The organism is Methylocystis sp., from assembly GCF_051061225.1.
Lineage (GTDB): Bacteria > Pseudomonadota > Alphaproteobacteria > Rhizobiales > Beijerinckiaceae > Methylocystis.
This window is the reverse complement of sequence record NZ_JBPFEB010000095.1, coordinates 38,996-64,164: the sequence shown is the minus strand read 5'-3', so window position 1 is coordinate 64,164 and position 25,169 is coordinate 38,996. Positions and strand designations below refer to the sequence as shown.

Here is a 25,169-nt window from a genome sequence, read left to right as displayed (position 1 = left end):
CGTGCGCGGTAAAGAAACATTTAATTGGCGCAAGTCGGGAGACAGCTTGACGTCCTAGGCTTCGTTCATTGAATGTGAAGAGGCGATCCGATGAATCCCATCCCGCAACTCGACCAGCTTCGTCGCCAGATGGCGGAGGAGCTCACGCATAATCCGCAATACCGCGCGTTGAAAGCCATGGAGCGCTTCATCGCGGATATATCGTCGATCTATGAAAACGCGCCCGAAGCTGCGCTCGGCGTCGAGATCGACGAACCCAACCGGAAAATCGCCCAGGCGATCGAAAATCACCTGAAGGGCGAGACGGCGCCCGCGTCCATCGTGAAAAACGCGAGCTATCTGCCAGTCCATCGCGTGGCGTGAGAGAGCGGCGCGCGGCCCTCAGCCGCGCGCGCTCATTTGGGAAGCTCTTCACGCGGAATGAAGGCGAAGTTCTTGACGAGCGTTTCCCTGATGAGGTCCGAGCCGAGCCGCTTGTTGACGTTGGCGGTGATCTGGCTCGTGAGCTGGGCAAGATCGGATTTCTGCATGTTGGAAAAATCGACCTTGTTCTCGCTGTAGATCAGCCGAAACGCTTCATCCATGACATATCCCTCGGGATCGAGGCTCGGCCCGTGGCCATGCGGGTCGCTCTTGGGAGTCATCAGGCTGAACTCGGCCGAGATATAACCCCTCAGCATGCCGTCGGCGATGATCGGCACAGTGATCGGTTTGATCTTGCGCGCCTCCAGCTTCTCCTCATGCGCGACATTGGCGCTGGCGCTGGACTGCTGACGAAAGTAGACGCCGCCATAGGCGCCGGCGAGCGTGACGACGCAGGCCCAAATTCCCACGATGAGCGTCTGGTTCATTTGCGCGTCACTCCGGATGAGCGGACGGAATAGGTGCCGTCCGACTCGCTCTCGCGAATATGATGGACGATGAGATCCGTGATTTCCTGCGTGGCTTGCAACCGGCGCTCGAGCAGTTGCGCGTTTTCGGACAACAGCCGTCTGAGAGACTGCACGCGCTCCGCCACAAGGGAAGCGCTCTGTGGCGGCGCGGTTCTCGAAACCTGGAGGAACTCCAGGAGCGCGTGCGTCTTGCGCTGATTGAGCGCGTCGAAATCGACATGCCCGCCCTGCTTCAGGATGCGCGTCTCCGCCTCGATGATCTCGCGCAGCCGGTCGATGCAGCGGGTGAGGGCGTCCTGCGACTCTTCCGCCCCGGCGACCGGACCCGCGGGGGTCGCCACTCGGAAAAAATTCATCACGTCAGGGCTCTTCAGCTTCTTTGGACGGAGACGGAGCTGTTCTTGTGATCCAGCAGCTTTTGCAGGCCGACGCCGCCGGCGCGGACGACATCCGTCGCGAGATGTTCGGCCATCATGGATCTCCAGATGTCCGCGCCCGGGCCGGCGCCGAAGACGCCGCTCTCCTGTTTCGGCAGCAGAACCTCGAGCCAGCTTTGGAGCAGAAACGCTTCAAACTTTTGCGTCGGTTCGATCGGCGTCATGCGCGCCCCCGTGGGCGCCGCCGAGTCGCTCATGATCGCCGGCGCCTGTGGCCGCATCGGCGCCAACGCCGCCCTGGCGAGCGCGAAGGTCCCTGCGGGTTCTCCAACCTTGTCTCCGCTGAGCGCCTCGAGACGCTGGATCGCCACCCTGACCTTCCCGGGATCAGCGGCGCGCGCGACGTCCGAAACAATGTCGGTTGCAGGAAAGATCGACATGGCGTCTCCTTGGAACGTCGAAATGCTAATGCGACGAACTTACCGGGCGCTGACGTCGCCGATCGCGAGAGTCGCCCGCAGTTCCTTTGCCTGTTCATCGCGCCTCGCCAGGTCGGCCGCTGTCGTGTGCAATTTCTCGGTGAGCTTCATGCGCCGGCCGGATTCGCTCGCGCGCGCGCGCGCCTGTGCGAGAGCGGTCTCCGCGGCGAGACGGTCTCTGAGGAGATTGGCGATGTAGGGCAGCACGATCGTCGGCTCTATGTCTCCGAGCGAGCGGAACGCCGCCGCTTCGGCCTCGCGCAGCGCGGAGACCGCGTTCTCGGCCTGCGCAAGGCGCGTCTGCTGGAGCCGCCAGAGCTGATCGTTGATCTCGAGCGCGCGCGCGAGCCGGTCGCGACGGTTCGTCATGTTCTAGCCCTTCTGCAGCCAGGCGCCGAAAGCAGAAACGAACGCGGCGAAGAAGTCCCAGCCCAGCGCGAAAAAGGCTGAAAGGCCGAGGAAGATGACGAGCGGGCCGGAAACGAAGAAAATCTGCAATTGCGGCGTGAGGCGCGCGAGAACGCCGAGCGCGACGTTCACGACAAGCCCAAACAGCAGGAAAGGACTGCAGATGCGCAGCGCGAGCAGATGCGATTGCGTCAGGACCCGCGCGATTTCCTCCATCAGCGCATCGATGCGGGGATCGGCGAAGACGGGCGCCGTTTCGTAAGAAAGAGAGATCGCCCGGATGATTTCCAGATGCAAATCCGTCGCGAAGATCAGCGCGAGCGCGGCGAGGGTCACGAAGGCCGAGAAGGTCGTCGTCGGCTCCTCTTCGGTCACCACGGCCCCGAAGACGTTGCCGAGCCCGGTCGTCATCGCGACGCTTGTGGCGAGCGTCTCCAGCGCGAAAAAATAGAAGCGCGCCAGGAGCCCAAGCGAAACGCCGATCAGGAGTTCGCCGAAAATCGCCGTGATAAGCCGATAAGGCTGCGCGGCCGCGAACGCGCCGTTGAACGCCTCCAGAAACGCCGGCGCCAGCACGAGCGTGACGGCGAGCGCGAGATAAAGGCGGAACTGCACGGGAACACGTTCGCTCGAAAAGCCTGGCGCCGTCATCAGACAGCCGCCGACGCGGCAGAACAGAATGGCTGTGGGAAAGACGGGATTGGGGATATCCATTCAGGAAATCGAGCCCACGGATTTCACCTGCACGCCGCCGCCGACCTCCATGTGCGAGAGAACCGCCTGCGAGGGAAAGGGTCTGCTCAGCAGCAGCCGCACATAGGGCCGCGCTTCCGGCGTTGTCAGCACCACGAAGGCCTCACCGCGCTCCATGCGCTCCCGGATGGAGGCGCCGGCCTCCTGCGAGAATTTTTCGATCTGCGCCGGATCGGCGTCGAAGCCGATGATCTCGCCTTTCGCGTCGCGCTTCATCCTTTCATGAAAAAACAAGTCCCAGCGCGGACCGAGCCGCAGCACGCCGAGCACGCCTTCAACGGCGAGGTCGCTGCAGATTTGCGAGCCGAGCCGCATGCGCACATGTTCGACGATCGCCTCCGCGCGTCTGGCGAAAGGCGCGATCTCGGCGACCGCTTCGAGGATGAGCTCCAGATTGCGGATGGATACGCGTTCGGTCAGCAGCAGCTTGAGAACTCTCTGCAGGGTCGAGTGCGTGATGAGACTGGGCGCCATGTCGTCGACCAACCGCCGATATTCCGGCTCCAGCCGTTCGATCAGCGCACGCATGTCCTTGTAGGTGAGGAGCTGCGCGAGATTGTTTCGCAGCGTTTCGGAAAGATGGGTGAGCAGGGCCGAGACAGGGTCGATCGGCATATAGCCCAGACGCTTGGCCTCCTCGATCATTGCGTCCGGAATCCACATGGCGCGCATGCCGAAGGCGGGATCGGTCGTTTCCTCGCCCGCGAGATTGGGAGCCGATCCTCGCCCGAGAATGACGAGATGGCGCTTCAACTGAACTTCATTGGTCGCGACCAGCGCGCCCTGGATGCGAATTTGATAATGTTTCGGCCGCACGTCGAGATCGTCGGACAATTTGATGTCCGGGAAGACGAAGCCGTAATCCCGCGCGAAGTTTCGCCGCATTCTCAGAACGCGCTGCCCGAGTTCGGCCTGATAGGGGAGAAGACCCGCCCAGAGCTGCTTGCCCAGCGACAGTTCGACGGGCGGAATGCGCAGCAGCTCGCGCGCGGAATCCTTGCCGTCCTGCTTGGCTTGGCGCTCGGCGGAGCGATCGCTCTCATCCTTGAGCAGGCGCGCCTTTTCGGCTTGTTTCGGGATCAGCCAGGCGACAAAGGCCATCACGCCGCCCAGCGCGCCGAAGGGCGTGAGCGGAAGGCCGGGCATCAACGCCAGAACGAACATGAGCGAGGCGGCGACGAAAAGCGCTCGCGGATACATGCCCAGCTGGCGGAGGATATTCTGCTCCGCCGAACCGCGCATGCCGCCCTTCGAGACGAGAAGGCCGGCCGACAGCGAGACAATGAGCGCCGGGATCTGCGACACGAGGCCGTCGCCGACGGACAGTTTGGTGTAAACGTCGGCGGCCGCGGACAGAGTCATGCCATGGCGCGTGACGCCAATGATGATGCCGCCGAAGATGTTGACGGCGAGAATGATCAAACCCGCGATGGCGTCGCCGCGCACGAATTTCGACGCGCCGTCCATGGAGCCGAAAAAGGCGCTCTCTTCTTCGAGCTCGCGCCGGCGCACCTGCGCTTCACGCTCGTCGATCAATCCGGCCGAAAGGTCGGCGTCGATGGCCATCTGCTTGCCGGGGATCGCGTCGAGCGTGAAGCGCGCGCCCACTTCGGCGATACGCGTGGCGCCCTTGGTGATCACCAGAAAATTCACGGTGACGATGATGGCGAAGACCGTGAGACCAATGACGAAGTCGCCGCTCATCACCAGACGCGAAAAGCCGCTGATGATGTAACCGGCCGCGGTCGACCCTTCGGAACCGTGCGAGAGAATGAGACGCGTCGTGGCGATGTTGAGCGACAGGCGCAGAATGGTCGCGACGAGGAGGACCGTCGGGAAGGATGAGAATTCGAGCGGCTTCTGAATCCAGAGCGCCACCATGAGAATGAGGACGGAGAGGCCGATGGAGAAGGCCAGTCCGGCGTCGAGCAGGAAGGGCGGAATCGGCAGGAAAAAAACGCAGAGGATGAAGACGATCGACATGGCGAAGCCGATGTCTTTCGAGCTCCCTTCCGCCTGCGGCTTCGACCTGGCGCCGGCGACGTCCGTCATTCACGCGCTCCCTCGCGGCTTTCAGTAGCCTTTTTCGATCTTCGAATAGGCGAACTGCGCAAGCATGTTGATTCTCGACCCGATGTAAGGCGCAGCCAGGCCGAGGACGGCGATCATCGCCACGATCTTGGGAACGAAGGTGAGAGTCATTTCCTGCACTTGCGTCAGCGCCTGCAGCAGCGCGACGATGACGCCGACCGCCATGGCGGCGCCGACAAGCGGGCCGGAAACCATCAGAATTGTCAGAATGGTGCGCTGGACAATCTCGAGCGCGTCGGCTTCATTCATGGTCAGGCGATGGACACGCCGGAGCCGAGCGGCAATTGGCGGCCGTCGGAGAGATTGGCGACGAGGCCGCTGTCGGTGAGTTTGACGGACGTCACCGCGCCGCTCGTGGCGCCGTCCGCCGAGACGATTGTTCTTCCGATCAAGGCGCTTCCCTGCGTCAGGCTTTCCGCCATGTTCAGCGAGGTCAGCAGATCGTTTGTCTTGACCGCCTGCTCCAGCGAGGAGAACGTCGCGAGTTGGGTGACCGTCTGGGTCGGATCGACGGGTTTGGTCGGGTCCTGATTCTTCAGCTCGGTCAGGAGGAGCTGGAGAAACATCTTGTAATCGCCAGCGGCTTTGGTCGCGTCGGCGCTTGCGGTCGTCTTCGAGCTCAGAAGGCTCGCTTGCACGGGGGTCACGGTCATAGCACCTCCTTCAGGCGACTTCGCGCGCGCCTTCGGTTTCGGCGGCCATCAATTCCGCTTCGATTGGAAAAAGCGCGCGCACGCTCTTCAGCGCTTCGAACATTTTCTTGTCTTCGATGTTGCGCACGGCGGCGCGAAGGCCGTCCATCACGCGGGGGTCACGCGCCGAGCCGCTGAGCGAGATGAACATCTCCCGGCAAAGCTGAAGGGCCGTCTCGCAATCCTGCGGCGACATGAGCATCGTCTGGATGACGAAGTAGAGGCGCTTGAGCGGCGTCGTCGCCGCCTCCGCCTGCATGACATGGCTTTCCAGAAGGAACGTCACGTCGTTGAGAAGCTCCAGGCAGACCTTGCGGTCAACCTTGAGAACCGCGCCGTTGATGAAGATGCGCTCGCCGCGCCGCAGGGAAATGTTCATTTCATGCCAGCCCGTCGGCGATGATCCGGTTGATGTCGATGATGCCGTCGAAATTGGCGGAATCGCCGCGATCGATCGCGTCCGCCTCGCGCCGCACCCAGAAGCCGATCGAGATCAGCGAGGCGCGCAGTTCCGCGGGGAGCCCATTCTCCTCATTGCACAGATCCGAGATGAAGACCGACCACAGGCGACGAACGAAATCCGTCGCCTCGAAGGACTCAGCGGTCAGCGGGCCCTTCAACTTCGCCGTCGCGAGTTTCGAGATGGCTTTCTCGAGCGCCTCCTTTTCCCGCACCCTTGCGGACTGAGAGGAATCGCTGGCGATTTGTGCGTAACGTTGATGATACATCAGGCTCGATCTCACAGATATTTGATCAGGCTCAACTGGCTGATCCTCGCTGTCAGCGCATAGGCGGTTTCGATCTGCGTCATGAGACCATGAACGCGCGTGCTGGCTTCGGCGGGATCGACGGATTCGAGACCATTCAACTGCGACTCCAGCGTGCTCGACTGAATCGTCATCGTTTCACTCGCGCTTTTGACCGTGCTCTGGATGACGCCGAGCCTGGCCTGGGTTTTCGTCAGGGCGCGAATGCCGGAGTCGATCGTCACCATCGCTGATTTCAGCAGCGCGCCGTAACTGTCCTTGGCGAGATTTCCGGTCCCGAGATCGCTGAGCATCGTATATGCCGCCGCAAGCTTTTGCAGCGCTGGCTCATTGGCGGTGACCGAGGCGTCGACAGACGCGGACAGGCTCACCTGACTTCGGATCGGCGTATCGGAGGCGCGCGACCAGTCCGTCTTCCAGCTCGCCGCCGAGAAGAGCGACGAAAAGGAGCCGTCGATAAAGTTTTGCATTTGCGTCGCGGTGATCGTCGACACTGCCGGATCGGACTGGGAAAATCCGAATTGGGCGACGAAGGCGGCGTCGAGCGCGACCTTGTTCGCCTGCGGCGGATCGGCGAAATAATTGCGCAGGGGCTCCTGATCCGTATTGACGCCGCCGAAGAGAAACCCTTCCGCGTTGGAGCTGTTGAGCTTTGCGACGAATGTCGTGAGCGCTTCTCTCGCCTGGGTGACGATGGCTCCCGGGTCGCCGCCGTTGGTCTGCGCGCCGACCAGCGTCGAGCGTATGTCCTGGGCGTCGGACAGCAGGGCGGAGAGAGCCACCTGCGTCGAGTCGAGTCTGGTCGTCAGCATGCTGTTCGAGGCCAGCGTCGTTTGGATCGTCGCGCGGGCGGCCACAAGCGTGTAGCTCTCGCTCGCGCGGCTTCCCAGTGCGAGGCCAAGATCGGCATGGCGCCCGGTCGTCACTTCGGTCTGCCCCCGCGTCAGACCGGATTGCAGCAGGCCGATCGTGCGTCGGAGCGACGCCGTCATGGTGTAGGTCGATGTCAGATACATGGTCGTGCTTCAGCGTATCGCGGCAAAGAGCGAGTCGAACATGGAGTTGACGGCCTCCAGCAATTTGGCGGAGGCCTGATAGGAATTTTCCAGCGCCAGCATCTGCGACATCTGATCGTCGAGATTGACGCCGGTGGCGTTGGAAAGCGCCTGCGTGGTTTGCGACACGACCGCGTCGTAATAGGTCGTCGCATTGTCGGCCTGCTGCCGCTGCGCGGCCAGCCACCCGTTGCTGGCGGCCGAGAAGGATTCGAGCGTGCCTGTGGCGCCCAGTCCCGCGACAGGATCGAAGGCCATCGTCTGCGCGGACACATTCACGAGCGAGATCAGATGGTCGGCGTATCCGGGCGCATGGCTCGGATTGGAGACGTACGCCGGGTTGCCGGAAGCGCCGCCGTCGCGCAGCAGCGTGGCGTCTCCGCCCTGCGCCGGGTCCACCGTCGCGTTGACGACGATCTGGCCGGCCAATCCTGGAATGAGCGTCGCAGGCGGCGATTGAGCGGCGCCCGGATAGGTGAAGAGGCCGGGGAGATCCGGCCCGCCGCCGCCGCTCTGATCGTGTTCCGAAAACGCGACGACGAGGCCGCGGGCAATCTCGTCGAGCTGGGTCTGATACTGCGGCATGACGTCGTCGCGCAGGTGAGTCAAACCGAGGATGGAGCCGGACCGCACGGCGAGCGGCGCGCCGGGGCCGGTCACCTGCACGCCGTCGATATAGACAGCGGCGCCATTGACGCCGGGCGACAGGGTCGGCGTCTCCTGAAAGGAGAGCTTGCGCGGTGTCGTCTCGAACAGCGTGACGCCGCTGTCCGTATAGAGCACCATATCGTTGTTCGGGCGGCTCACCGTCGAGACGCCGATTCTCTTTGAGAGGTCCGTCAGCAGAGCGTCGCGCTGGTCGAGCGCGTCAGTGACGTCCGCGCCGATGGCCGAGCCGTAAACGATCTGGGAGTTCACGGTGGCGAATTTCCCGAGGATCTCGTTCACGTCATTGACCGCCGCGGCGATGCCGGCGTCGGCGCTCGTGCGCTCCTTCTGGACCGCCTGGGTCGCATCGTGCATCGACGAGACGAGGTCCTGCGCGCTGCTGATCGCCAGTTGCGCGCCCGTTTCGTTCTGGGGCGTCGTGCTGAACGACTGGAGCGCGCTCTTGAGCTTCGAGATCAGGGACGAGGGCGAACGGCTGTTTTGCGAATCCGACAGGTTGAGCGCCTTGTCGATACGGGTGAGCGCGTCCGCGACGACGGTCGACGACTCCTGATGCGCATTCGCCGAGAGCAGGTTGCGAAACAGGGCGACATCGGTGGCGCGCGCGACTCCAAGAAAGGCGACGCCCGAGTCGCCGTGGACGACCTTCGCATATTTCGCGCTGACGCCCGCGACGCCGGCTCCCGAGACATTGCGGGACGCGACGCTGATCTGGCTGGAAACGACGCCGAGCGATCTCAGGGCGATCGCGCCGGCCGTGCTGAGAGACATGGCGCGCTCCGTTATTTCAGATTATTCAGCACTTGCAGAATTTCCGAGGCGACCTGAAAGCTCTGCGTGTTGGCGGTGTAGGCTCTCTGGGCGATGATCATGGAGGAGAGCTCCGAGGCGAGGTCGACTCCGGAGGCTTCCAGCATCGAGGCCGCGATGCTGCCGCGCCCCGCCGCGTCGGGCGCCGCGATTGAAATTTCCCCCGAGTCCCCGTTGGCTGCGTAGACATTGCCCGTGTAGTTGAAGAGCGCGGTCGGCGCGCGGACATTGCCGAGCGGAATCGTATAGGCCGGCACGAGCTGGCCGTTGTCGAGCTGATAATTGAGTGCGCCGTCCGCGCTGACCTGGATTTGCGCGACGGACCCGGCGGCGTTGCCGTTAGCGTGGGAGTCGTTGACCGCGAAAGGCGCGCCGAGCTGCGTCGTGTTCGAGAGATCGAGGGTGATCGTCTGGCTTCCGGTCGGCGTCAGCGAGACCGGGCTCCCGGACAGGAGCGAGCCGTTGGTGGGATCGAAAAGGAGGTTCTGGGTCGCGAGCGGGCCGGCGGCGTAAGGAAAGCCGCCATTCGTCGCGCCGCTGGCCTCGTAGATCGAGACTTCCCAGTCCTGCGGCCCGTTCTTGGCGTAATAGACGTCCAGCACGACGGGCGCGCCGAGATTGTCGTAAACGGTGAGCGACGATTTGGCCGTATAGACGGCGCCGGGAGCGTTTGTCGACGGGAGATTGGCCGGGGCGACGTTTGCGGCGGTCGACGGAAGGTTGACCGACAGCGCGCCTGAAGTCGTGGGATTGGAATAGAGGCGGTCGTTGCGGATTTTCACCACCTGCAGATTGCCGAGCGAGTCGGGTTGCAGGCCGGCCGGCACGGCCATCAGGAAATAGCCCGCGGCGTTGACGAGACGGCCCTGCGTATCGGTCGTGAAGGAGCCCGCGCGCGTCAGGAAGGTCGCGCCGGAATTGTCCGAGACGACGAAGAAGCCGTTGCCGCGTATGGCGAGGTCGGTGGGGTTGCCCGTGCTGGTCAACGCGCCCTGTTGCGTGATGTCGTAGCGGCTGCGCGTATAAACGCCGCCGCCGAACTGGTTCGGGTCCTGAAACCCGTTGAGCACGGTCAGGAAATGCGTTGTCGCATGCTTGTAGGCGGTCGTGCTCGAATTCGCGATATTCTCGGAAATATTGGCGAGCGCGGCGGCCTGGGCGGACATGCCCATGATGGACGTTGAGAACAAGCCGAAGGAGTTGGACATTGCACCGACCTGAGAGCGTGGCTGGGACGGATTAAACGCCGACGGCCTTGTCTGAAGCTGTCAGCCGCGTGCGCCGCGGCATTGCCGGCGACGCACGCTGGCGATTAACACTCTCACATATTCTTGACACGGAGCCTGGAGCCAGCATGGCCGGCAAGATGATTGTCGAAGGGACTCGAGTGCATGCGGGCCTGTCGGCGCTGTCGCGCTGGCGCCTGCGCAGGAGCGGCGCGGCGCTGTTCGAGCGCCTGTCGGAGTCGGCGCCCGAGCGGCGCCGCGAGAAGCGGCGCGGCGTCCGGCTCAACTGGGGCAAGGCGCTGGATGTCTCGGAGCGCTTCCTGTGCGACTGCCGGATCGTCGATCGCGCCACTGGAGGCGCGCGTCTGCATCTTGTGCGCAACATCACGCCGCCGGCGCGCTTCTACCTGTTCGACGAAGCCGAAGGCGCCGTCTACGCGGCGCTGATCGTCTGGCGGCAGGGGGCGGAGATCGGCTGCCGTCTGTCGCTTTCGCCGTTGCGCGACAAGGCGCATGTCGCGCAACGGATGAAGGGGCGCTATTACGCGCTCTGATCAGGCTTCGCCGGCGACGAAATACCGCAGCCGGCGCTGCTCCGCCCAGCGGGCGGCGTTTCCGGCGCCTGCGGCGAAGGAGCTTGCGTCGAAAGGCGCGCGCTCGTCTTCGGCGGCGCGCGCCAACAGGGCGGCGGCGATCGACAGGAGCACCGTCGTCGAGGCCTTGACGAAGGTGGCGTCGTCGCCGCCCGCCTCGCGCGACTCTCTGCGAATGCGATGAATGAGGCTGCGCACCTCATAGTCGAGCACTTCGAGATCCTGACGAAGAGGCTTGTCGAGCTTCTGACATTCTTCAATTGTCATCACAGTCATCCCGGCGCCTTGCCTCCTACTCATGATGCCTCTCCGATACGCTGGCGGCGCCACTGTGTGGACGCCGCCTAAACAAACGCTTGTTCGAGCCGCGCCGCCCGCGCTGGCTGCAAGGCTCGCGCAACTCTTTCACCCGCCGTCGCGCAGGCAGCCTCCGCGCTCGAGCTGCGCGGCGAGCGCCAGCGAATCGCCCTTCAGTCGCGCCACATTCGCTTCGCCCCTCTCCTCGAACAGCAGCGCCATGGGCATGGGAACGCCGAAGGTTCGGGTGCGGTCCTCGGCGTAACGATGGTCCTGCGCGATTTCCGAGAAGATCAGCGTCCGGTTTGTCTTCGCTTGCATCTGCGCGAGCTGGCGGCAGTCCGCCGACGCATAGGCGGCCGGAGGAATGGGGTCCGGGGCGATCTCGTCATGCCGCAGGGCGCAGCCCGCGATCAGGGCGGCGGCGACAAGAGGCGCCAGGGGCGCGCGCAGGGTCTGTTGCATTCTTTCTCCGCGCCGTTCGGCGTGCGGCTGTCGGCTCCTTTTTTCGGCGCGGAGGCTGGCGCGAAGCCTTCCTCGGAGAGGGCGCCGCGACATCATGGCTCGCCGCTGATGCTTTTGAGCTCCGTTTCCTCGTCATATAAAAGGCTTAGCCTCCTTTCGCGCCGCCCGCCCCGGGTGCCGGGCCCCGTTTTTTGGCCCCGAGAGTCGCGTTAGACCAAGACGCGGGTCGCCAATGCGGGCATAATGACAAACCGGCTCTCAGCCGCGACAGTTAAGGACAGGAAAGCGCATGACCATGAGCCGCGACGACGAACCCACGGTCAAAGAGCGGAAAACCCCGCCGAAGACCGGAGAGGGCGCGGCGCGAAAGGCGAAGTCGGTCAAGACGTCGGCAAGCCGCGCCAAGGCGCAGAAGACAGCGGACAAGGCCGCGGCGCCGGCAGTGTCGGTCGTCGAACGGCCTGCCGAGGCGGCGCCAAAGCCGGCGCCGGCCCCGCGCGCGGGCAGGAAGCGGGCTTCCCCCGTCGCCGCGCCGCCGATCCCCACGCCGCTGACCGCGGTGGATTTCGAGGTCATGGCGGAAAACATGGCCCAGCTCGTCGACCAGGGGCGCAAGGCGCTGGCGGCGGCGATCGGCAATGCCGAGGCCGGGGGGCCGCGCAGCGAACTGGCCGCCAATGTCGCCGACGCCACCAAGACGCTCGGCGTCGTCGCCGAATACTGGCTGGCCAAGCCCGAGCGCGCCGCCATCGCGCAGGCCGAGCTCTATGCGGGTCTGAGCGAAATCTGGCGGCAGACCATGCGCCGCTACACGGGCGAGGATGTGCCGCCGATCGTGGCGCCGGAGCCCGGCGACAAGCGCTTCGAATCGCCCGAATGGGAGCAGAATCCCTTCTTCGACTGGCTGCGTCAGTCCTATCTCCACACGTCGCGCTGGGCGGGGGACATGGTCGAAAAGGCGGAGGGGCTCGATCCGCACACGCGCGCCAAGGCGGCCTTCTACACGCGCCTGATCTCCAGCGCCGTGTCGCCGTCGAATTTCGTGCCGACGAATCCCGAGCTGTTGCGGGCGACCATCGAAAACAAGGGCGAAAATCTCATTCGCGGCATGACCATGCTGGCCGAGGACATTTCCGCCGGCCATGGCATGTTGAAGATTCGCCAGAGCGACGACACGAAATTCCGCCTCGGCGTCGATCTCGCGACGACGCCCGGCAAGGTCGTCTGGCGTAATGACGTGATGGAGCTGATCCAGTACGAGCCGACGACGGAGACCGTCTACAAGCGTCCCCTGCTGATCACGCCGCCGTGGATCAACAAGTTCTACGTGCTCGACCTCAACCCCGAGAAGAGCTTCGTGCGCTGGGCGGTGGAGCAGGGCTTCACGGTTTTCATCATCTCCTGGGTCAACCCGGATGAAAGCAAATCGGAGAAGGGCTTTGAAGCCTATATGCACGAGGGCGTGCTGACGGCGCTCGACGTGATCGAGAAAGCCACGGGCGAGCGCAAGGTGACGGCGGCCGGCTATTGCGTCGGCGGCACGCTGCTGGCGCTGACGCTCGCCTATATGGCCGCCAAGAACGACGACCGCATCGACAGCGTCACCTTCTTCGCCACACAGGTGGATTTCAGCGAGGCCGGCGACCTTCAGATCCTGATCGACGAGGGGCGGCTCGAGGCGCTGGACGAGGCCATGGCCAGGACCGGCTATCTCGATGGCGTAAAGATGGCGAACGCCTTCAACATGCTGCGTCCCAACGAGCTGATCTGGACCTATGTGGTGAACAACTACATGAAGGGCGTCGAGCCGGCGGCGTTCGATCTGCTCTACTGGAACTCGGATTCGACGCGGATTCCGCGCGCCAATCACTCCTTCTACATGCGCGGCTGCTATCTGGAGAACCGGCTCGCGCGCGGCGAAATGGTGATCGACGGCGTGCGGCTCAACCTGCGCCAGGTGAGCATCCCGGTCTATGAGATCGCGACGCGCGAGGACCACATCGCGCCGGCGCGCTCGGTGTTCCGGGGCGCGAAGTTCTTCGGCGGCGAGGTGACCTATGTGCTCGGCGGCTCGGGCCACATCGCGGGGATCATCAATCCGCCCTCGAAGGGCAAGTATAATTACCTCACCGGCGGGCCGGTGAAGGGAACCTTCGACGAATGGGTCGCCGGCGCGAAGGAGACCAAGGGGTCGTGGTGGCCGCACTGGCTGTCGTGGGTCACCTCGCAGGCGCCCCAGAGGGTTCCCGCGCGCGCGCCCGGCGGCGGCAGGCTGAAGCCGCTCTGCGACGCGCCTGGCGAATATGTTCGGGTGAAGGGCTGACCCTCAGGTGGCGTGGCCGCGCGCCGCATAGGCGATGAGCGCGGCCATGCGCTCGACTTCGAGCGGGTCATAGTCCATCGGCGGGGCTTCCACAGGCGCGTCGGCGTCGCCCGCGCGCGTCTCCATCCCGTCGTCGCCGAAGTGAAAGCGGGCGCCCGTCGGCGTGAAGGTGACGACCCACTCGCTGTCTTTGCGTTCGACGCGGAAATCGTCGGTATTGAGGGTGTTCATGGCCGCCGCTGCTCCGGTGAGCGGCGGGAGATAGGGGCGCGCCATGACGCGGCAAGACCCCCTCCCTGTCCCTCCCCCGTTTCACGGGAGAGGGGACGCCTGCGATCCGCAGTCTCGATGACGGCGCTGCTCTGCTCCCTCTCCCGCGCAGGGGTGGGGAGGGGCCTCAGGCCCCCGGAATGACCCCGATCCGTTGCAGGAACCAGAACGCGCCGGCGAGCCCGATCAGCCCGGACAGGACGTAGACCAGCTTGTCGTGGCGCTTTCCGGCCGTGTGGCGGTCGATGTAGAGCAGCACCGGCAGAACCGCCATGACGATGGCGATCTGGCCGGCCTCGACGCCGATGTTGAACGCCGCCAGCGCCGGAACCACCGCGCCCTGCGGCACGCCCATTTCGGTCAGCGCCGAGGCGAAGCCGAAGCCGTGGATGAAGCCGAACAGGAAGGTGTTGCGCCAGCGCTTTTCGACGTCCTTGGACCAGAAATTCTCCGCCGCGACATAGACGATCGACAAGGCGATCGCCGCTTCGGTGATGGTCGAGGGCAGCGTCACGATGTTGAGCGCGGCGAGCGACAGGGTGATCGAGTGCGAGACGGTGAAGGCGGTGACGATCTTCACCACGGGCCAGACCCGATGCGCCCACAGGATCAGCGCGAACAGGAAGCAGAGGTGGTCGTAGCCGGTGACGATGTGCTCGACGCCCGCCTCGAAGAATTTCTTCATGAGCTGGCCGGTCGTCTCCATCGGCTGCGCCAGGTCGAGCGGCGGGTCCTGCGGATAGCGCATGGTCTCGCCGGCGTTGGGCGTTCCGATGAGCGAGACGAGATGCTTGCCCTTCGAGCCCTGCGCCTGGAGCAGCCGGGTCGGATCGTAGAAGATCTTGCCCGTATTGCCGGTGCAGTCGAAGCGCATCACGACGAGGGCGCTGTCCTGGTTCGTGGGGTCTTCGCCCGCCTTCTCGATCTTCCCCATGCAGGCGCGGCCGGCCTCGTCGCGCATGGCGACGCGCCTGGCGACGAATTTGCCGATCTCCTCCTCGAGCACGCCCGGCGGCGAGAGGTCGACCCCGGTTCGTTCGTCCATGGTCTCCTGAAACATGCGTTCGAGGTCGGTGGCGAGGAAGCCGACGTCGACGAGATAGACGCGCTCGCCCTTCGGGGCGATCTTGCCGGTCGAAATATCCGGCGTATGCGCGCGCGCCGGTCCGGCGAGCCCGAGGCTTACGCCCACGCAAAACAACACGAAGGCCGCAAGCCTCCTCCAGGTCCCCGTCATCTTTGGCGTTTCCTTCTTATTTTGGTTGGCGCGCACCATGCCAAAGGCGCGGGTCTCGGACAAGACCGGGGCCGCAGGATGAAAAGCGTTCCGCCAGCAAAATTGCCCGTTCCGCCCAAGCGGAAACAGCCGGCCGCGCGCCGGCCTGCCGGCGCCAGCGTTGCGGCGCTCCTCCGCCAGAGCTAAAAAAGTCGGGCGGGTAACCATGATGGGCAGGGCGGATGCAGCGCGTGACGGTGACCATAGACGACGAGTTGATGAGCGCGCTCGACCGCTACATGGAGGCGGGCGGCCATCAGAACCGCTCGGAAGCGGTGCGCGACCTCGTCCGGGCGGGGCTACTCAAGGAGCCGAGGGTCGACGACGGCGGGCGCGCCTGCGTCGCGGCGCTGGTCTATGTCTATGACCATGAGACGCGCCAGCTCTCGAAGAAGCTCGTCCACGATCACCACAGCCACGCCGACATGTCGATCGCGACGCTGCATGTCCATCTTGACGCCGCGAGCTGTCTCGAAGTCTCTCTGCTGAAAGGCAGGAAATCCGAGGTCGAGCATTTCGCGAGCCACATCGTCGGGGAGCGCGGCGTGCGCTATGGCCAGCTTGTCGTCGTCCCGGCGGAGGCGGAAGCCGAGAACGCCGATCGCGAGCCCCTCCCACCCCTGCATGGGGAGGGCGGCCCGGCCTGAGCGTGAGCCAGCCAAAAACGCGAACGTGCGGCCGCCCCCGGGACCTGCTAAAACCCGCCCATGCGTTTTTCACCCTCCTTCCTGGACGAAATACGGGCGCGCGTGCCCGTGTCCGAGGTCGTGCGCCAGAAGGTGAAGCTCAGAAAGGAAGGGCGCGAATGGCGCGGCCTCTCGCCCTTCAACGCTGAAAAGACGCCTTCTTTCTACGTCAACGACCAGAAGGGCTTCTTCCACGATTTCTCCTCCGGCAAGCATGGCGACGGTTTCGCCTTTCTGATGGAGACCGAGGGGCTCACCTTTCCCGAGGCGGTGGAGCGGCTCGCGGCCGTCGCCGGCCTGACCATGCCCGTCGAAACCGCGGAAGAGCGCGAGCAGGACGCCCGCCGCGCGACGCTGGGCGACGCGCTGGAATGGGCGGCCGCGTTCTTCATGAAGCAGCTCGCCGCCCCGGCCGGCCGCGAGGCGCGCGCCTATCTGGACCGCCGCCAGGTCTCGGCCGCCTCGCGCGAGACCTTCCGCCTCGGCTATGCGCCGCCCGATCGCCATGCGCTGCGCGACCATCTCGCGGGCAAGGGCGTCTCGGTCGAAACCATGATCGAAGCGGGGCTTCTGATCCATGGCGCGGACATCGCCGTCCCCTATGACCGCTTCCGCAACCGGGTGATGTTCCCGATCTGCGACCGGGGCGGCCGCGTCATCGCCTTCGGCGGCCGGGCGATGGCGGCGGAGGCCCAGGGCCCGGACGGGCGGTCCGTCGCCAAATATCTCAATTCCCCCGAGACCCCGCTCTTTCACAAGGGCGCGACGCTCTACAATCTGCACAACGCCCGCAAGGCGGCGCATGAGGCGGGAAACGTCATCGCCGTCGAAGGCTATATGGACGTCATCGCCCTCACGGCGGCCGGGTTCCCACAGGCCGTCGCGCCGCTCGGCACCGCGCTGACGGCGGATCAGTGCCAGCTTCTGTGGCGCCTGTCGGAGGAGCCGATCCTCTGTTTCGATGGCGACAAGGCGGGGCTCAAGGCCGCCTATCGGGCGGTGGACACCGCCTTGCCGCTTCTCGGCCCCGGCCGGACGCTGCGCTTCGTGCTGCTGCTCGACGGGCAGGACCCCGACGAGCTCTTGCGGAGCGGCGGGCCGGGGGCGCTGGCGCAGGCGCTCGAAAGGCCGCTGCCGCTCGTCGACCTTGTGTGGATGCGCGAGACCCAGGGCGCGCTGCTCGACACGCCCGAGCGCCGGGCCGGGCTGGAGCGGCGCCTGCGCGAGATCGCCGGCCAGATCGGCGACGAGACCCTGCGCCGATACTACGCCCAGGACTTCAGCGACCGCCTCGCCCGCCTGCTGGGGGCCGGGAGAGCTGGCAGATCCGGAGGGCGCGGGCGGGATTTCGCACCACGCCCGCGCAATTTCCCCCGCCGCGGCGAGCCGGAGCCGGGGCCGGTGCGGATCAGCCCGGCGCTCGCCAATTCGCCGCTGTTTCGGGGCGTCAGGCCCCCCATCGCGCCACGCGACGCGTTGATTTTGTTGATCCTCATGAACCATCCCGAGGTGCTCTCCGCCCAGGTCGAGGAGGTCGCGGGCCTGGAGTTTTCGTCGGCCGAAGCCGTGGCGTTGCGGGACGGCATGCTGCGCTGGGCCGAGTCCGGCGGGGTGGAGCGGGCCGATCTCCAGCGGTCGCTCGAGGCCGCGGGTCTGGCCGGCGTCGCGTCCCGCCTGTCGGGCATGGTGGCCCATGCGGCGCTCTGGAACGTACGCCCCGACGCGGCGCCGTCGGACGCGGCGGAGAGCCTGCGTCAGGCTTTGGTCTTGCATCGGCGCTTTTGGGCGTTAAATAAAGAGCTTCGCGCGGTGGAGGCCCGACTGGCCGAGAACGCCAGCGAATATGATTTGGCGCGACTGAGGGATATTCAAACGCAACTGTCCGCGCTAGATGGCGCGGAGGCGGCGGTCGAGGGGTTTGGGGCCTCCTCGGGCCGATCGACGCGATCGCTTTGATATCCTTGTTTTTCTTGTCGCCGTCGAATGTGGTTAGCGGGACGTTAAGGCCACTTGGGGAATGTTGGGATCGAATCGGCGGCTGGCGGTGCGCCGGCGCGCCGGATGGGGGGCGGAGCCGGGGCGGGCTGTCCCTGGACGATGTCGAGAGATGCGAGGCCCGGTCGCCGTCGTCCCTGAGGGACCGCGTCCGGGGGCCCTTTGGAGCTGTGTATGGCGAAGAAAGACGAAGATAAGGTCGAAAATGAGGGCGCCGCGACGGTAGACGCCGCCGACGGGCCGCTTCTCGATCTCAATGACGCCGCCGTCAAGCGGATGATCAAGCTCGCCAAAAAGCGCGGCTTCGTCACCTATGCCGAGTTGAACGCCGTTCTCCCCTCTGAAGAAGTGTCCTCCGACCAGATCGAGGACGTGTATGCGATGCTCTCCGAGATGGGCATCACCGTCTCCGAGGGCGACGATCCCGACGACGTGGAGGAAGAGCAGGCGGCCGAGGAAGAGGAGGCCGAGGGCGGCGAGCTCGTCGAGGGACCGCGCACGACGACCGTCGCGACCCGCAGCTCCGAGCCCGCCGACCGCACCGACGACCCCGTTCGCATGTATCTGCGCGAGATGGGCTCGGTCGAGTTGCTCTCGCGCGAGGGCGAAATCGCCATCGCCAAGCGCATCGAGGCCGGCCGCGAGGCGATGATCGCCGGCCTGTGCGAGAGTCCGCTGACCTTCCAGGCCATCATCATCTGGCGCGAGGAGCTTGAGGCGGGCAAGGTTCTGCTGCGCGACATCATCGATCTCGAGGCGACCTACGCCGGTCCCGACGGCAAGGCCGCGAAAGCGGCGGAGGCCGGCGAGGAGGGCGTGGACATGGCCCCCGCGACCGCGCCGCGCACGCCGCCGGCCGGCCTCGCCGAGGGCGCGCCGCCAGAGGAGGCGTTCGAGGAAGAAGAGGACATGGAGAATTCCGTGTCGCTTTCGGCGATGGAGGCGGAGCTCAAGCCGCGCGTGCTCGAAACCTTCGCGCGCGTCGCCGACGCCTACAAGAAGCTGCGCCGCCTTCAGGACCAGAACGTCGAGAACAAGCTCAAGAACGAGACGCTGACGCCAGCGCAGGAACGCAAATACAAGCAGCTCAAGAAAGAGATCGTCACGGACGTCAAGTCCCTGTCGCTGAACCAGAACCGCATCGAGGCGCTGGTCGAGCAGCTTTACGACATCAACAAGCGCCTCATCGGCTATGAAACCAGGCTCCTGCGCCTCGCCGACGGCCATGGCGTGGCGCGCGAAGATTTCATCGACAAGTTCCACGGCTCCGAGCTCGACCCCAAATGGGTGATGCGCGTCGCCAAGCTCGGTTCGAAGGGCTGGAAGGAATTCGTCTCGGAAGAGAAAGACCGCATTCGCGATCTGCGCGCCGAGATCCATGCGCTCGCGACCGAAACGGGCCTCGAAATCTCCGAGTTCCGCAAGATCGTGCACATGGTGCAGAAGGGCGAGCGCGAGGCGCGTCAGGCCAAGAAGGAAATGGTCGAGGCCAATCTGCGCCTCGTGATCTCCATCGCCAAGAAATACACCAACCGCGGTCTTCAGTTCCTCGACCTCATTCAGGAAGGCAATATCGGCCTGATGAAAGCGGTCGACAAATTCGAATATCGCCGCGGCTACAAGTTCTCGACCTACGCCACCTGGTGGATTCGTCAGGCGATCACGCGCTCCATCGCGGATCAGGCCCGCACCATCCGCATTCCCGTGCACATGATCGAGACGATCAACAAGATCGTGCGTACCTCGCGCCAGATGCTGCATGAGATTGGCCGCGAGCCGACACCGGAGGAGCTGTCCGAAAAGCTTGCGATGCCGCTCGAAAAGGTGCGCAAGGTCCTGAAGATCGCCAAGGAGCCGATCTCGCTCGAAACGCCCATCGGCGACGAGGAGGATTCGCATCTCGGCGATTTCATCGAGGACAAGAACGCGGTGCTGCCGATCGAGGCGGCGATCCAGTCCAATCTGCGCGAGACCACGACGCGCGTGCTCGCGTCGCTGACGCCACGCGAGGAGCGCGTCCTGCGCATGCGCTTCGGCATCGGCATGAACACGGACCACACGCTCGAAGAGGTTGGTCAGCAGTTCTCGGTGACGCGCGAGCGTATCCGCCAGATCGAGGCGAAGGCGCTGCGCAAGCTCAAGCATCCGAGCCGCAGCCGCAAGCTGAGAAGCTTTCTGGACAACTGATCCCGCGCCGTCTTGGCGTCTTCCTGCATGCGCATGAGTGGCCTTGCCCCTCACCCTAACCCTCTCCCCGCACGCGGGGAGAGGGTTAGGCCGCAAGAGCGAATTGTGGGAGAGAGGCGAGCCCTCAATCCTCCATCCGCGACCTTGCCTTCGTCTCGGGCATTGTCGCGTAAACCACCAGTGAGACAAAGATGGCCGCGCTGGCGTACCAGTAAAACCAGCTTTCATGCCCCCGCGCCTTGAACCACAAGGCGAGATATTCCGCCGAGCCGCCGAACAGCGAGACCGTCACGGCATAAGGCAAGGCCACGCCCGTCACGCGGATCGCGGCGGGAAAGAGCTCCGCCTTCACCACCGCATTGATCGACGTGTAAAGCGCCACGATCAGCCAGGCGCAGCAGATCAGCGCGAAGGCGGACCAGGCGTCGCGGGTCTTCTCGATGGCGGTGAGCAGCGGCGTCGTGAAAAGCGTTCCCAGCACGCCGAAGCCGATGAGCATGGGCCGACGCCCGACGCGATCCGACAGCGCGCCGTAAACAGGTTGCAGAAGGAGCGCGAACAGCAGCGCGCCCGCCGTGATCCATGTCGTTTGGGTCGCGCTCAGCCCCGCCGAGAGCTTGAGGAATTTCTGCATGTAGGTCGTATAGACGTAAAAGGCGATGGTGCCGCCCAATGTCAGCCCTACCACCGTCGCGGTCTCGCGCTTGTGCGCGAGGAGCCCGCGCAACCCGCCGGCTTCCTCGTGCGCCGTCTCGAACGCCGCTGTCTCCGGCAAATCGCGGCGCATGATCAGAACGACGACGGCGAGCAAGCCGCCAAGCGCGAAGGGAATCCGCCAACCCCAGTCGCGCAACGCCGCCTCGTCGAGCAGGATGTTCTGCAGGACGAGCAGCACGCCAAGCGCGAGCAGTTGCCCGGCGATCATCGTTACATACTGGAAACTGGAATAGAAACCGCGGCGGGCCGCCGGCGCCGTCTCGGCCAGATAGGCCGCGCTCGATCCGTATTCGCCGCCGAGACTCAGTCCCTGCAACAGTCGCGCGAGGAGCAGCAGCGCCGGCGCTGCCGCGCCGATGGCCGCATAAGTCGGAACGACCGCAATGATCAGCGAGCCGGCGCACATCAGCAGGACGGACAGCATGAGCGCCGCGCGCCGTCCACGCCCGTCGCCGATGCGGCCGAAAGTATAGGCGCCGATCGGGCGCATGAAGAAGCCCAGCGCAAAGACGCCCGAGGCCGAGAGCATTTGCGCCACGGGATCGTCGCCGGGAAAGAAGGCGTCGGCAAAATAAAGCGAGAAGGCGGAATAGACGTAGAAATCGTACCATTCCACCAGATTGCCGGCGGAGCCGATGAGAATGGCGCCGATCCGCGCCCTGTCGTCGGGCGCCGGTTGTGCGCGCGTGAGCATCAGACGAACTGGCTCGCGATATTCACCATCAGCGCAAGGATGGTGGTGTTGAAGAAGAAGGCCACGACGCCATGCAAGAGCGCGACCAGGCGCATGCGGCGCGAGCAGATTTCGACGTCGGCGGTCTGGCAGGCGACGCCGATCACATAGGAGAAATACAGGAAATCCAGATATTGCGGCGTCTGCGTCATCGGAAAATGCAGGCCGCCGGACGTGTGCGGCCCGGCGTTCGGCGGCGCGGTCGTCTCCGCGTAGAACTCATGCGCATAGTGGAGCGCGAAGATCAGATGCATGAAGGCCCATGACACGAAGACGGTGAAGACGGCGAGCAGGATATGCGCGCCCTTCTCCTCTCCGATGAGCGCTTTCGATTGTCCCAGCTCTGCGACGATGGCGCCGATGGCGACGCACGTCGCGGTCGCCGTGAGAAAGAGAACGACGCTGCGTCCCTCATCCGAGAGAATGGCGCGACGGCGGATGGATTCATGCGTCGAGCGCATGATCATGCGCGTCACCGCGACGAGGTAGAGCGCCACCGCGACGTTCCAGCCTATCAGACCGCGCGTGATCGCGCTGAATTCGAACGGCAGCCAGTCGGGCGCGCCCTGCGGCGGGGTAATTGCCGCCGGGAGCGAGACGCCCACGATGACGCCGATGGCGCCGCAGATCGCGAGCCGGTAATGGCCGCGCAGCACGCGCAGGGGCGCGAGCAGCCACGAACGGGTTGCGCCCCGCGCCGCCACGCGCGCGGCTCAGTTGCGCCGCGCGGCGACGAAGCGCGCGGCTTCCGCCAGCACGTCCGTGCGTTCGCCGAGCCCCGTCTCGGCCAGCGCGGCCGTCGCCTCATTGACCAGCGCGTCGCAGCGCGCCCGCGCGGCGTCGAGGCCCAGCAGCGCGACCAGCGTCGCCTTGCCGCGCTCGGCGTCCTTGCCCGCGCGCTTGCCGAGCGCCGCCGTGTCGCCCTCGGCGTCGAGAATGTCGTCGGCGATCTGAAAGGCCGCGCCCAGCGCCTTGCCATAACGATGCAGCGCCGCCGCCTGCTGCGGCGTGGCGGCGCCCAGAATGGCGCCGGCGTCCACCGCGAAGCGCAGCAGGGCGCCGGTCTTCATCGCCTGCATCTGCAGCGTCTCCGCCTGGTTGAGCGGCGTCGCGGCGGTTTCGGCGGCAAGATCGAGCGCCTGGCCGCCGACCATGCCGCCCAGTCCCGCCGCGCGGGCCAGAGCCAGCACCAGCGCCGCGCGCAGGGCGCCGTCGGCATGGGTCGCCGGATCGGCCACCACGTCGAACGCGTAAGTGAGCAGGCCGTCGCCGGCGAGGATGGCGGTTGCTTCGTCGAAGGCCTTGTGCGTGGTCGGGCGCCCGCGCCGCAGATCGTCGTCGTCCATCGCCGGCAGATCGTCATGGACGAGCGAATAGCAGTGGATCATCTCCAGCGCGCAGGCCGTGCGCAGCGCCCCCGCGCCCTCCACGCCGAAGAGACGGGCGCTTTCGATCACCAGAAAGGGCCGCAGCCGCTTGCCGCCGCCGAGCGTCGAATAGCGCATGGCCTCCAGCAGCCGCGCCGGACGGGTGATCTCCCCCGGCAGCGCCGTCGGCGCCAGAAGCGCGTCGAGCGCGGCCTCCGTGGCCTCGGCGGCCGCGTCCAGGCGACGGCGAAACTCCTCGGCGCGATTGGCGGCGTTCATCTGCTGTCCTTTGTTCTGCAAAACCCGTTCGTCACGCTGCTAGCAAATTCGGCGGGAAAGCCCAAGGCCCGCGCGCCGGAACTCCCGCCCCGGCGCCAAACAGCGCGCCGGGAAGGCAAAGCTGTGGCGGTTCTTAGGCCATTGGAAAAGCGAAAGCTTCCGCCTGTTGCCGACCGGCGACAGCTTTTCGTCCACGCCTTCTTTACGCTTTTTTCGAAACCCATAAGCAATGCTGCGCCGGTCCAGGCGCGCGTGCGCGGCGGGCGTCATCCCCAGGAGGAGACAGGCATGAAGAAGGTTTTGCTGCTGACGGCGGCGGTGGTCATGGCGGCGCCGCTGATGGGCTGTTATTCGCCCGGCGAGCGCGCCGCCGGCGGCGCGGTCATCGGCGGTCTGGGGGGCGCGGGCATTGGCGCGCTGGCCTCTGGCGGCAGCGCGGGCGGCACGCTCGCCGGCGCAGCGATCGGCGCGGCGTCCGGCGCGGTGGTCGGCGCGGCGACGGCCCCGCCGCAGCGCTGCGCCAGGTGGGGCTATGATTATTACGGCAACCGCACCTGCGTCGCCTTCTACAATTACTAGACCCCCGACAAAGCCCTCCGCAAGGAGGGCTTTTTGTTTCCTGCGCGCGGCAGTGGCGGCGGCGTCAAGCCCCACCGACGTGGATGTCGCCGTCTTCGGCGGACGCCATCAGCAGGCCGGGGGTCGAATGCGCCGCGCCCCATCGCCCCTCCCGATCCACGATGATGAGCCCGCCCGAGCCCTGCACCTTGCGCGTCAGATAATTGATCGCGGCGGCGGCGGCCTGTTGCGCCGTCATGCGCTGCGACTCGACGTAGAACGCGGCGGTGCGCGCCAGGCAGGTGCGCAGGAATTGCTCGCCCACTCCGGTGCATGAGATCGCGCAGGACTCGTTGTCCGCGAAGACCCCGGCGCCGATGACCGGCGAGTCGCCGACGCGCCCGCTCATCTGATTGACGAGACCGCCCGTCGAAGTCGCCGCCGCGAGATGGCCGCACGCGTCGCGCGCGACAGCGCCAACCGTGCCGAGCTTGCCGTCCGTGGGCGACGCGTGATCGAGCGTCATGTCCCGACGCGCCCTGGCGCGCGCCAGTTGCTCGCACCGCTCCGGCGTGGCGAAATAGGAGTCCGGCTCGAAGGCGAGGCCATGCGCGCGGCCCAGCCGCTCGGCGCCGGCGCCGATCATGAAGACATGCGGGGTCGTCTCCATCACGAGCCGCGCCAGCCGCACCGGATTGCGGACGCCCTTGACCCCCGCCACGGCGCCCGCCGCGAGCGTGCGTCCGTCCATCACCGAGGCGTCGCAACACGCCTCCCCGTCCGCATTGAGGACCGCGCCGCAGCCGGCGTTGAAAAGCGGATCGTCTTCCAGCAGCGCCACGCAGCGCGTGACGGCGTCGAGCGCGCTGGCGCCCCCGGCGAGCAAGCCGGCGCCGGTCTCAATGATGCGCCGCAGGCAGGGCGCATAGCGCTCGGGCGCGCGAATGGCGCCCGCGCCGCCATGGATCATGAGCGAGTAGGACATATGTGGCCCCTTCAGGGAAAAACGCGCCGCATTATATGCCTTCGCTGCGCGCGTGGCGGATTTTGCGCGCATGTTGACCGTCGCCGCCCTGTCGCGCCTTGCGCAGGCTGTTATGATTTTGGATAGAAACCTCCCTTCTTCCAACTCGCCCGGGCTTTCGCCCGGGCGTCTTTTTGCCGGGCAGGGACGCGAGGAGCCGGGAGCTTGCGGGGCGCCCG

Annotated in this window: 28 protein-coding genes; 7 read left to right on the top strand and 21 right to left on the bottom strand. The window is 65.5% G+C overall.

Annotated features, from left to right (window positions below; all coding sequences use genetic code 11):
• The first annotated feature begins 90 nt into the window (after window positions 1–90).
• Window positions 91–363, top strand: a complete 273-nt coding sequence (locus ACR652_RS16770; RefSeq protein WP_434507623.1) for a hypothetical protein — start codon at window positions 91–93, stop codon at window positions 361–363.
• Window positions 364–395: 32 nt separating this feature from the next.
• Here ACR652_RS16770 and ACR652_RS16765 read toward each other — a convergent pair whose 3' ends face one another.
• Genes ACR652_RS16765 through ACR652_RS16705 form a run of 13 tightly spaced genes read right to left on the bottom strand, consistent with a single transcriptional unit; the run spans window position 396 to window position 10,202 of the window.
• Window positions 396–851, bottom strand: a complete 456-nt coding sequence (locus ACR652_RS16765) for a flagellar basal body-associated protein FliL (RefSeq protein ID WP_434507622.1) — start codon at window positions 849–851, stop codon at window positions 396–398.
• Complete coding sequence (locus ACR652_RS16760) at window positions 848–1,252, bottom strand: hypothetical protein (RefSeq protein ID WP_434507621.1); 405 nt, start codon at window positions 1,250–1,252, stop codon at window positions 848–850. The genes ACR652_RS16765 and ACR652_RS16760 overlap by 4 nt, the downstream gene beginning before the upstream one ends.
• An 11-nt stretch (window positions 1,253–1,263) precedes the next feature.
• Window positions 1,264–1,710 carry a rod-binding protein gene (locus ACR652_RS16755; protein ID WP_434507620.1) on the bottom strand — a complete coding sequence of 149 codons (447 nt, stop codon included), beginning with the start codon at window positions 1,708–1,710 and terminating at the stop codon, window positions 1,264–1,266.
• A 39-nt stretch (window positions 1,711–1,749) separates the two neighbouring features.
• Entirely contained in the window at window positions 1,750–2,118 is a 369-nt protein-coding gene (locus ACR652_RS16750; RefSeq protein WP_434507619.1) for a hypothetical protein, read from the bottom strand.
• Window positions 2,119–2,121: 3 nt separating this feature from the next.
• Window positions 2,122–2,871, bottom strand: a complete 750-nt coding sequence (locus ACR652_RS16745; RefSeq protein WP_434507618.1) for a flagellar biosynthetic protein FliR — start codon at window positions 2,869–2,871, stop codon at window positions 2,122–2,124.
• Entirely contained in the window at window positions 2,872–4,962 is a 2,091-nt protein-coding gene (flhA, locus tag ACR652_RS16740; protein ID WP_434507617.1) for a flagellar biosynthesis protein FlhA, read from the bottom strand.
• 21 nt (window positions 4,963–4,983) lie between these two features.
• Window positions 4,984–5,250, bottom strand: a complete 267-nt coding sequence (locus ACR652_RS16735) for a flagellar biosynthetic protein FliQ (RefSeq protein WP_434507616.1) — start codon at window positions 5,248–5,250, stop codon at window positions 4,984–4,986.
• A gap of 2 nt (window positions 5,251–5,252) precedes the next feature.
• Complete coding sequence (gene flgD / locus ACR652_RS16730) at window positions 5,253–5,654, bottom strand: flagellar hook assembly protein FlgD (protein ID WP_434507615.1); 402 nt, start codon at window positions 5,652–5,654, stop codon at window positions 5,253–5,255.
• A 10-nt stretch (window positions 5,655–5,664) separates the two neighbouring features.
• Window positions 5,665–6,072, bottom strand: a complete 408-nt coding sequence (gene flbT, locus ACR652_RS16725) for a flagellar biosynthesis repressor FlbT (RefSeq protein ID WP_434507614.1) — start codon at window positions 6,070–6,072, stop codon at window positions 5,665–5,667.
• A gap of 1 nt (window position 6,073) precedes the next feature.
• Window positions 6,074–6,421 carry a flagellar biosynthesis regulator FlaF gene (gene flaF, locus ACR652_RS16720; RefSeq protein WP_434507613.1) on the bottom strand — a complete coding sequence of 116 codons (348 nt, stop codon included), beginning with the start codon at window positions 6,419–6,421 and terminating at the stop codon, window positions 6,074–6,076.
• A gap of 11 nt (window positions 6,422–6,432) precedes the next feature.
• A complete protein-coding gene (locus ACR652_RS16715; RefSeq protein WP_434507612.1) occupies window positions 6,433–7,476 on the bottom strand; it encodes a flagellar hook-associated family protein in 1,044 nt (347 codons plus the stop codon).
• A 9-nt stretch (window positions 7,477–7,485) separates the two neighbouring features.
• Window positions 7,486–8,955, bottom strand: coding sequence for a flagellar hook-associated protein FlgK (gene flgK, locus ACR652_RS16710; protein WP_434507611.1), 1,470 nt, complete (start codon window positions 8,953–8,955; stop codon window positions 7,486–7,488).
• Between the two features lie 11 nt (window positions 8,956–8,966).
• Entirely contained in the window at window positions 8,967–10,202 is a 1,236-nt protein-coding gene (locus ACR652_RS16705; RefSeq protein ID WP_434507610.1) for a flagellar hook protein FlgE, read from the bottom strand.
• 146 nt (window positions 10,203–10,348) lie between these two features.
• Here ACR652_RS16705 and ACR652_RS16700 point away from each other — a divergent pair, with 146 nt between their 5' ends.
• Window positions 10,349–10,774: a PilZ domain-containing protein gene (locus ACR652_RS16700; protein WP_434507609.1), complete on the top strand. Its 426-nt coding sequence runs from the start codon at window positions 10,349–10,351 to the stop codon at window positions 10,772–10,774.
• Here the strand turns inward: ACR652_RS16700 and ACR652_RS16695 are convergent, their stop codons facing one another.
• Together ACR652_RS16695 and ACR652_RS16690 are read right to left on the bottom strand one after the other, a co-directional pair.
• The gene (locus ACR652_RS16695) at window positions 10,775–11,080 is read right to left on the bottom strand and encodes a hypothetical protein (RefSeq protein WP_434507608.1); all 306 of its coding nucleotides are present in this window, start codon (window positions 11,078–11,080) and stop codon (window positions 10,775–10,777) included.
• Window positions 11,081–11,218: 138 nt separating this feature from the next.
• Window positions 11,219–11,575 (bottom strand): hypothetical protein, encoded by a 357-nt coding sequence (locus tag ACR652_RS16690; protein ID WP_434507607.1) that lies wholly within the window; start codon window positions 11,573–11,575, stop codon window positions 11,219–11,221.
• A gap of 289 nt (window positions 11,576–11,864) precedes the next feature.
• On the opposite strand from ACR652_RS16690, the gene ACR652_RS16685 reads away from it, so the two are divergent.
• Window positions 11,865–13,898: a PHA/PHB synthase family protein gene (locus ACR652_RS16685; RefSeq protein ID WP_434507606.1), complete on the top strand. Its 2,034-nt coding sequence runs from the start codon at window positions 11,865–11,867 to the stop codon at window positions 13,896–13,898.
• A gap of 3 nt (window positions 13,899–13,901) precedes the next feature.
• Here ACR652_RS16685 and ACR652_RS16680 read toward each other — a convergent pair whose 3' ends face one another.
• Together ACR652_RS16680 and ACR652_RS16675 are read right to left on the bottom strand one after the other, a co-directional pair.
• Complete coding sequence (locus ACR652_RS16680) at window positions 13,902–14,129, bottom strand: hypothetical protein (protein WP_434507605.1); 228 nt, start codon at window positions 14,127–14,129, stop codon at window positions 13,902–13,904.
• A 166-nt stretch (window positions 14,130–14,295) separates the two neighbouring features.
• The gene (locus tag ACR652_RS16675; protein ID WP_434507604.1) at window positions 14,296–15,405 is read right to left on the bottom strand and encodes a HupE/UreJ family protein; all 1,110 of its coding nucleotides are present in this window, start codon (window positions 15,403–15,405) and stop codon (window positions 14,296–14,298) included.
• A 221-nt stretch (window positions 15,406–15,626) separates the two neighbouring features.
• On the opposite strand from ACR652_RS16675, the gene nikR reads away from it, so the two are divergent.
• The 3 genes from nikR (at window position 15,627) to rpoD (ending at window position 20,312) form a co-directional block, all read left to right on the top strand.
• Window positions 15,627–16,091, top strand: coding sequence for a nickel-responsive transcriptional regulator NikR (gene nikR / locus ACR652_RS16670; RefSeq protein WP_434507603.1), 465 nt, complete (start codon window positions 15,627–15,629; stop codon window positions 16,089–16,091).
• A gap of 60 nt (window positions 16,092–16,151) precedes the next feature.
• A complete protein-coding gene (gene dnaG, locus ACR652_RS16665) occupies window positions 16,152–18,086 on the top strand; it encodes a DNA primase (protein ID WP_434507602.1) in 1,935 nt (644 codons plus the stop codon).
• Window positions 18,087–18,299: 213 nt separating this feature from the next.
• Window positions 18,300–20,312 carry an RNA polymerase sigma factor RpoD gene (gene rpoD / locus ACR652_RS16660; RefSeq protein WP_434507601.1) on the top strand — a complete coding sequence of 671 codons (2,013 nt, stop codon included), beginning with the start codon at window positions 18,300–18,302 and terminating at the stop codon, window positions 20,310–20,312.
• 124 nt (window positions 20,313–20,436) lie between these two features.
• Here rpoD and ACR652_RS16655 read toward each other — a convergent pair whose 3' ends face one another.
• From ACR652_RS16655 to ACR652_RS16645, 3 genes are read right to left on the bottom strand one after another with little or no spacing between them, the layout of a single operon-like run.
• A complete protein-coding gene (locus tag ACR652_RS16655; RefSeq protein WP_434507600.1) occupies window positions 20,437–21,723 on the bottom strand; it encodes an MFS transporter in 1,287 nt (428 codons plus the stop codon).
• Entirely contained in the window at window positions 21,723–22,466 is a 744-nt protein-coding gene (locus ACR652_RS16650; protein ID WP_434507599.1) for a DUF1345 domain-containing protein, read from the bottom strand. Before ACR652_RS16650 ends, ACR652_RS16655 begins: the two co-directional genes overlap by 1 nt.
• A 9-nt stretch (window positions 22,467–22,475) precedes the next feature.
• Complete coding sequence (locus ACR652_RS16645) at window positions 22,476–23,408, bottom strand: polyprenyl synthetase family protein (RefSeq protein WP_434507598.1); 933 nt, start codon at window positions 23,406–23,408, stop codon at window positions 22,476–22,478.
• A 288-nt stretch (window positions 23,409–23,696) separates the two neighbouring features.
• Here ACR652_RS16645 and ACR652_RS16640 point away from each other — a divergent pair, with 288 nt between their 5' ends.
• Window positions 23,697–23,987, top strand: a complete 291-nt coding sequence (locus ACR652_RS16640; RefSeq protein WP_434507597.1) for a hypothetical protein — start codon at window positions 23,697–23,699, stop codon at window positions 23,985–23,987.
• A 64-nt stretch (window positions 23,988–24,051) separates the two neighbouring features.
• Here ACR652_RS16640 and ACR652_RS16635 read toward each other — a convergent pair whose 3' ends face one another.
• A complete protein-coding gene (locus ACR652_RS16635) occupies window positions 24,052–24,951 on the bottom strand; it encodes an isoaspartyl peptidase/L-asparaginase family protein (protein ID WP_434507596.1) in 900 nt (299 codons plus the stop codon).
• Window positions 24,952–25,169: the final 218 nt, after the last annotated feature.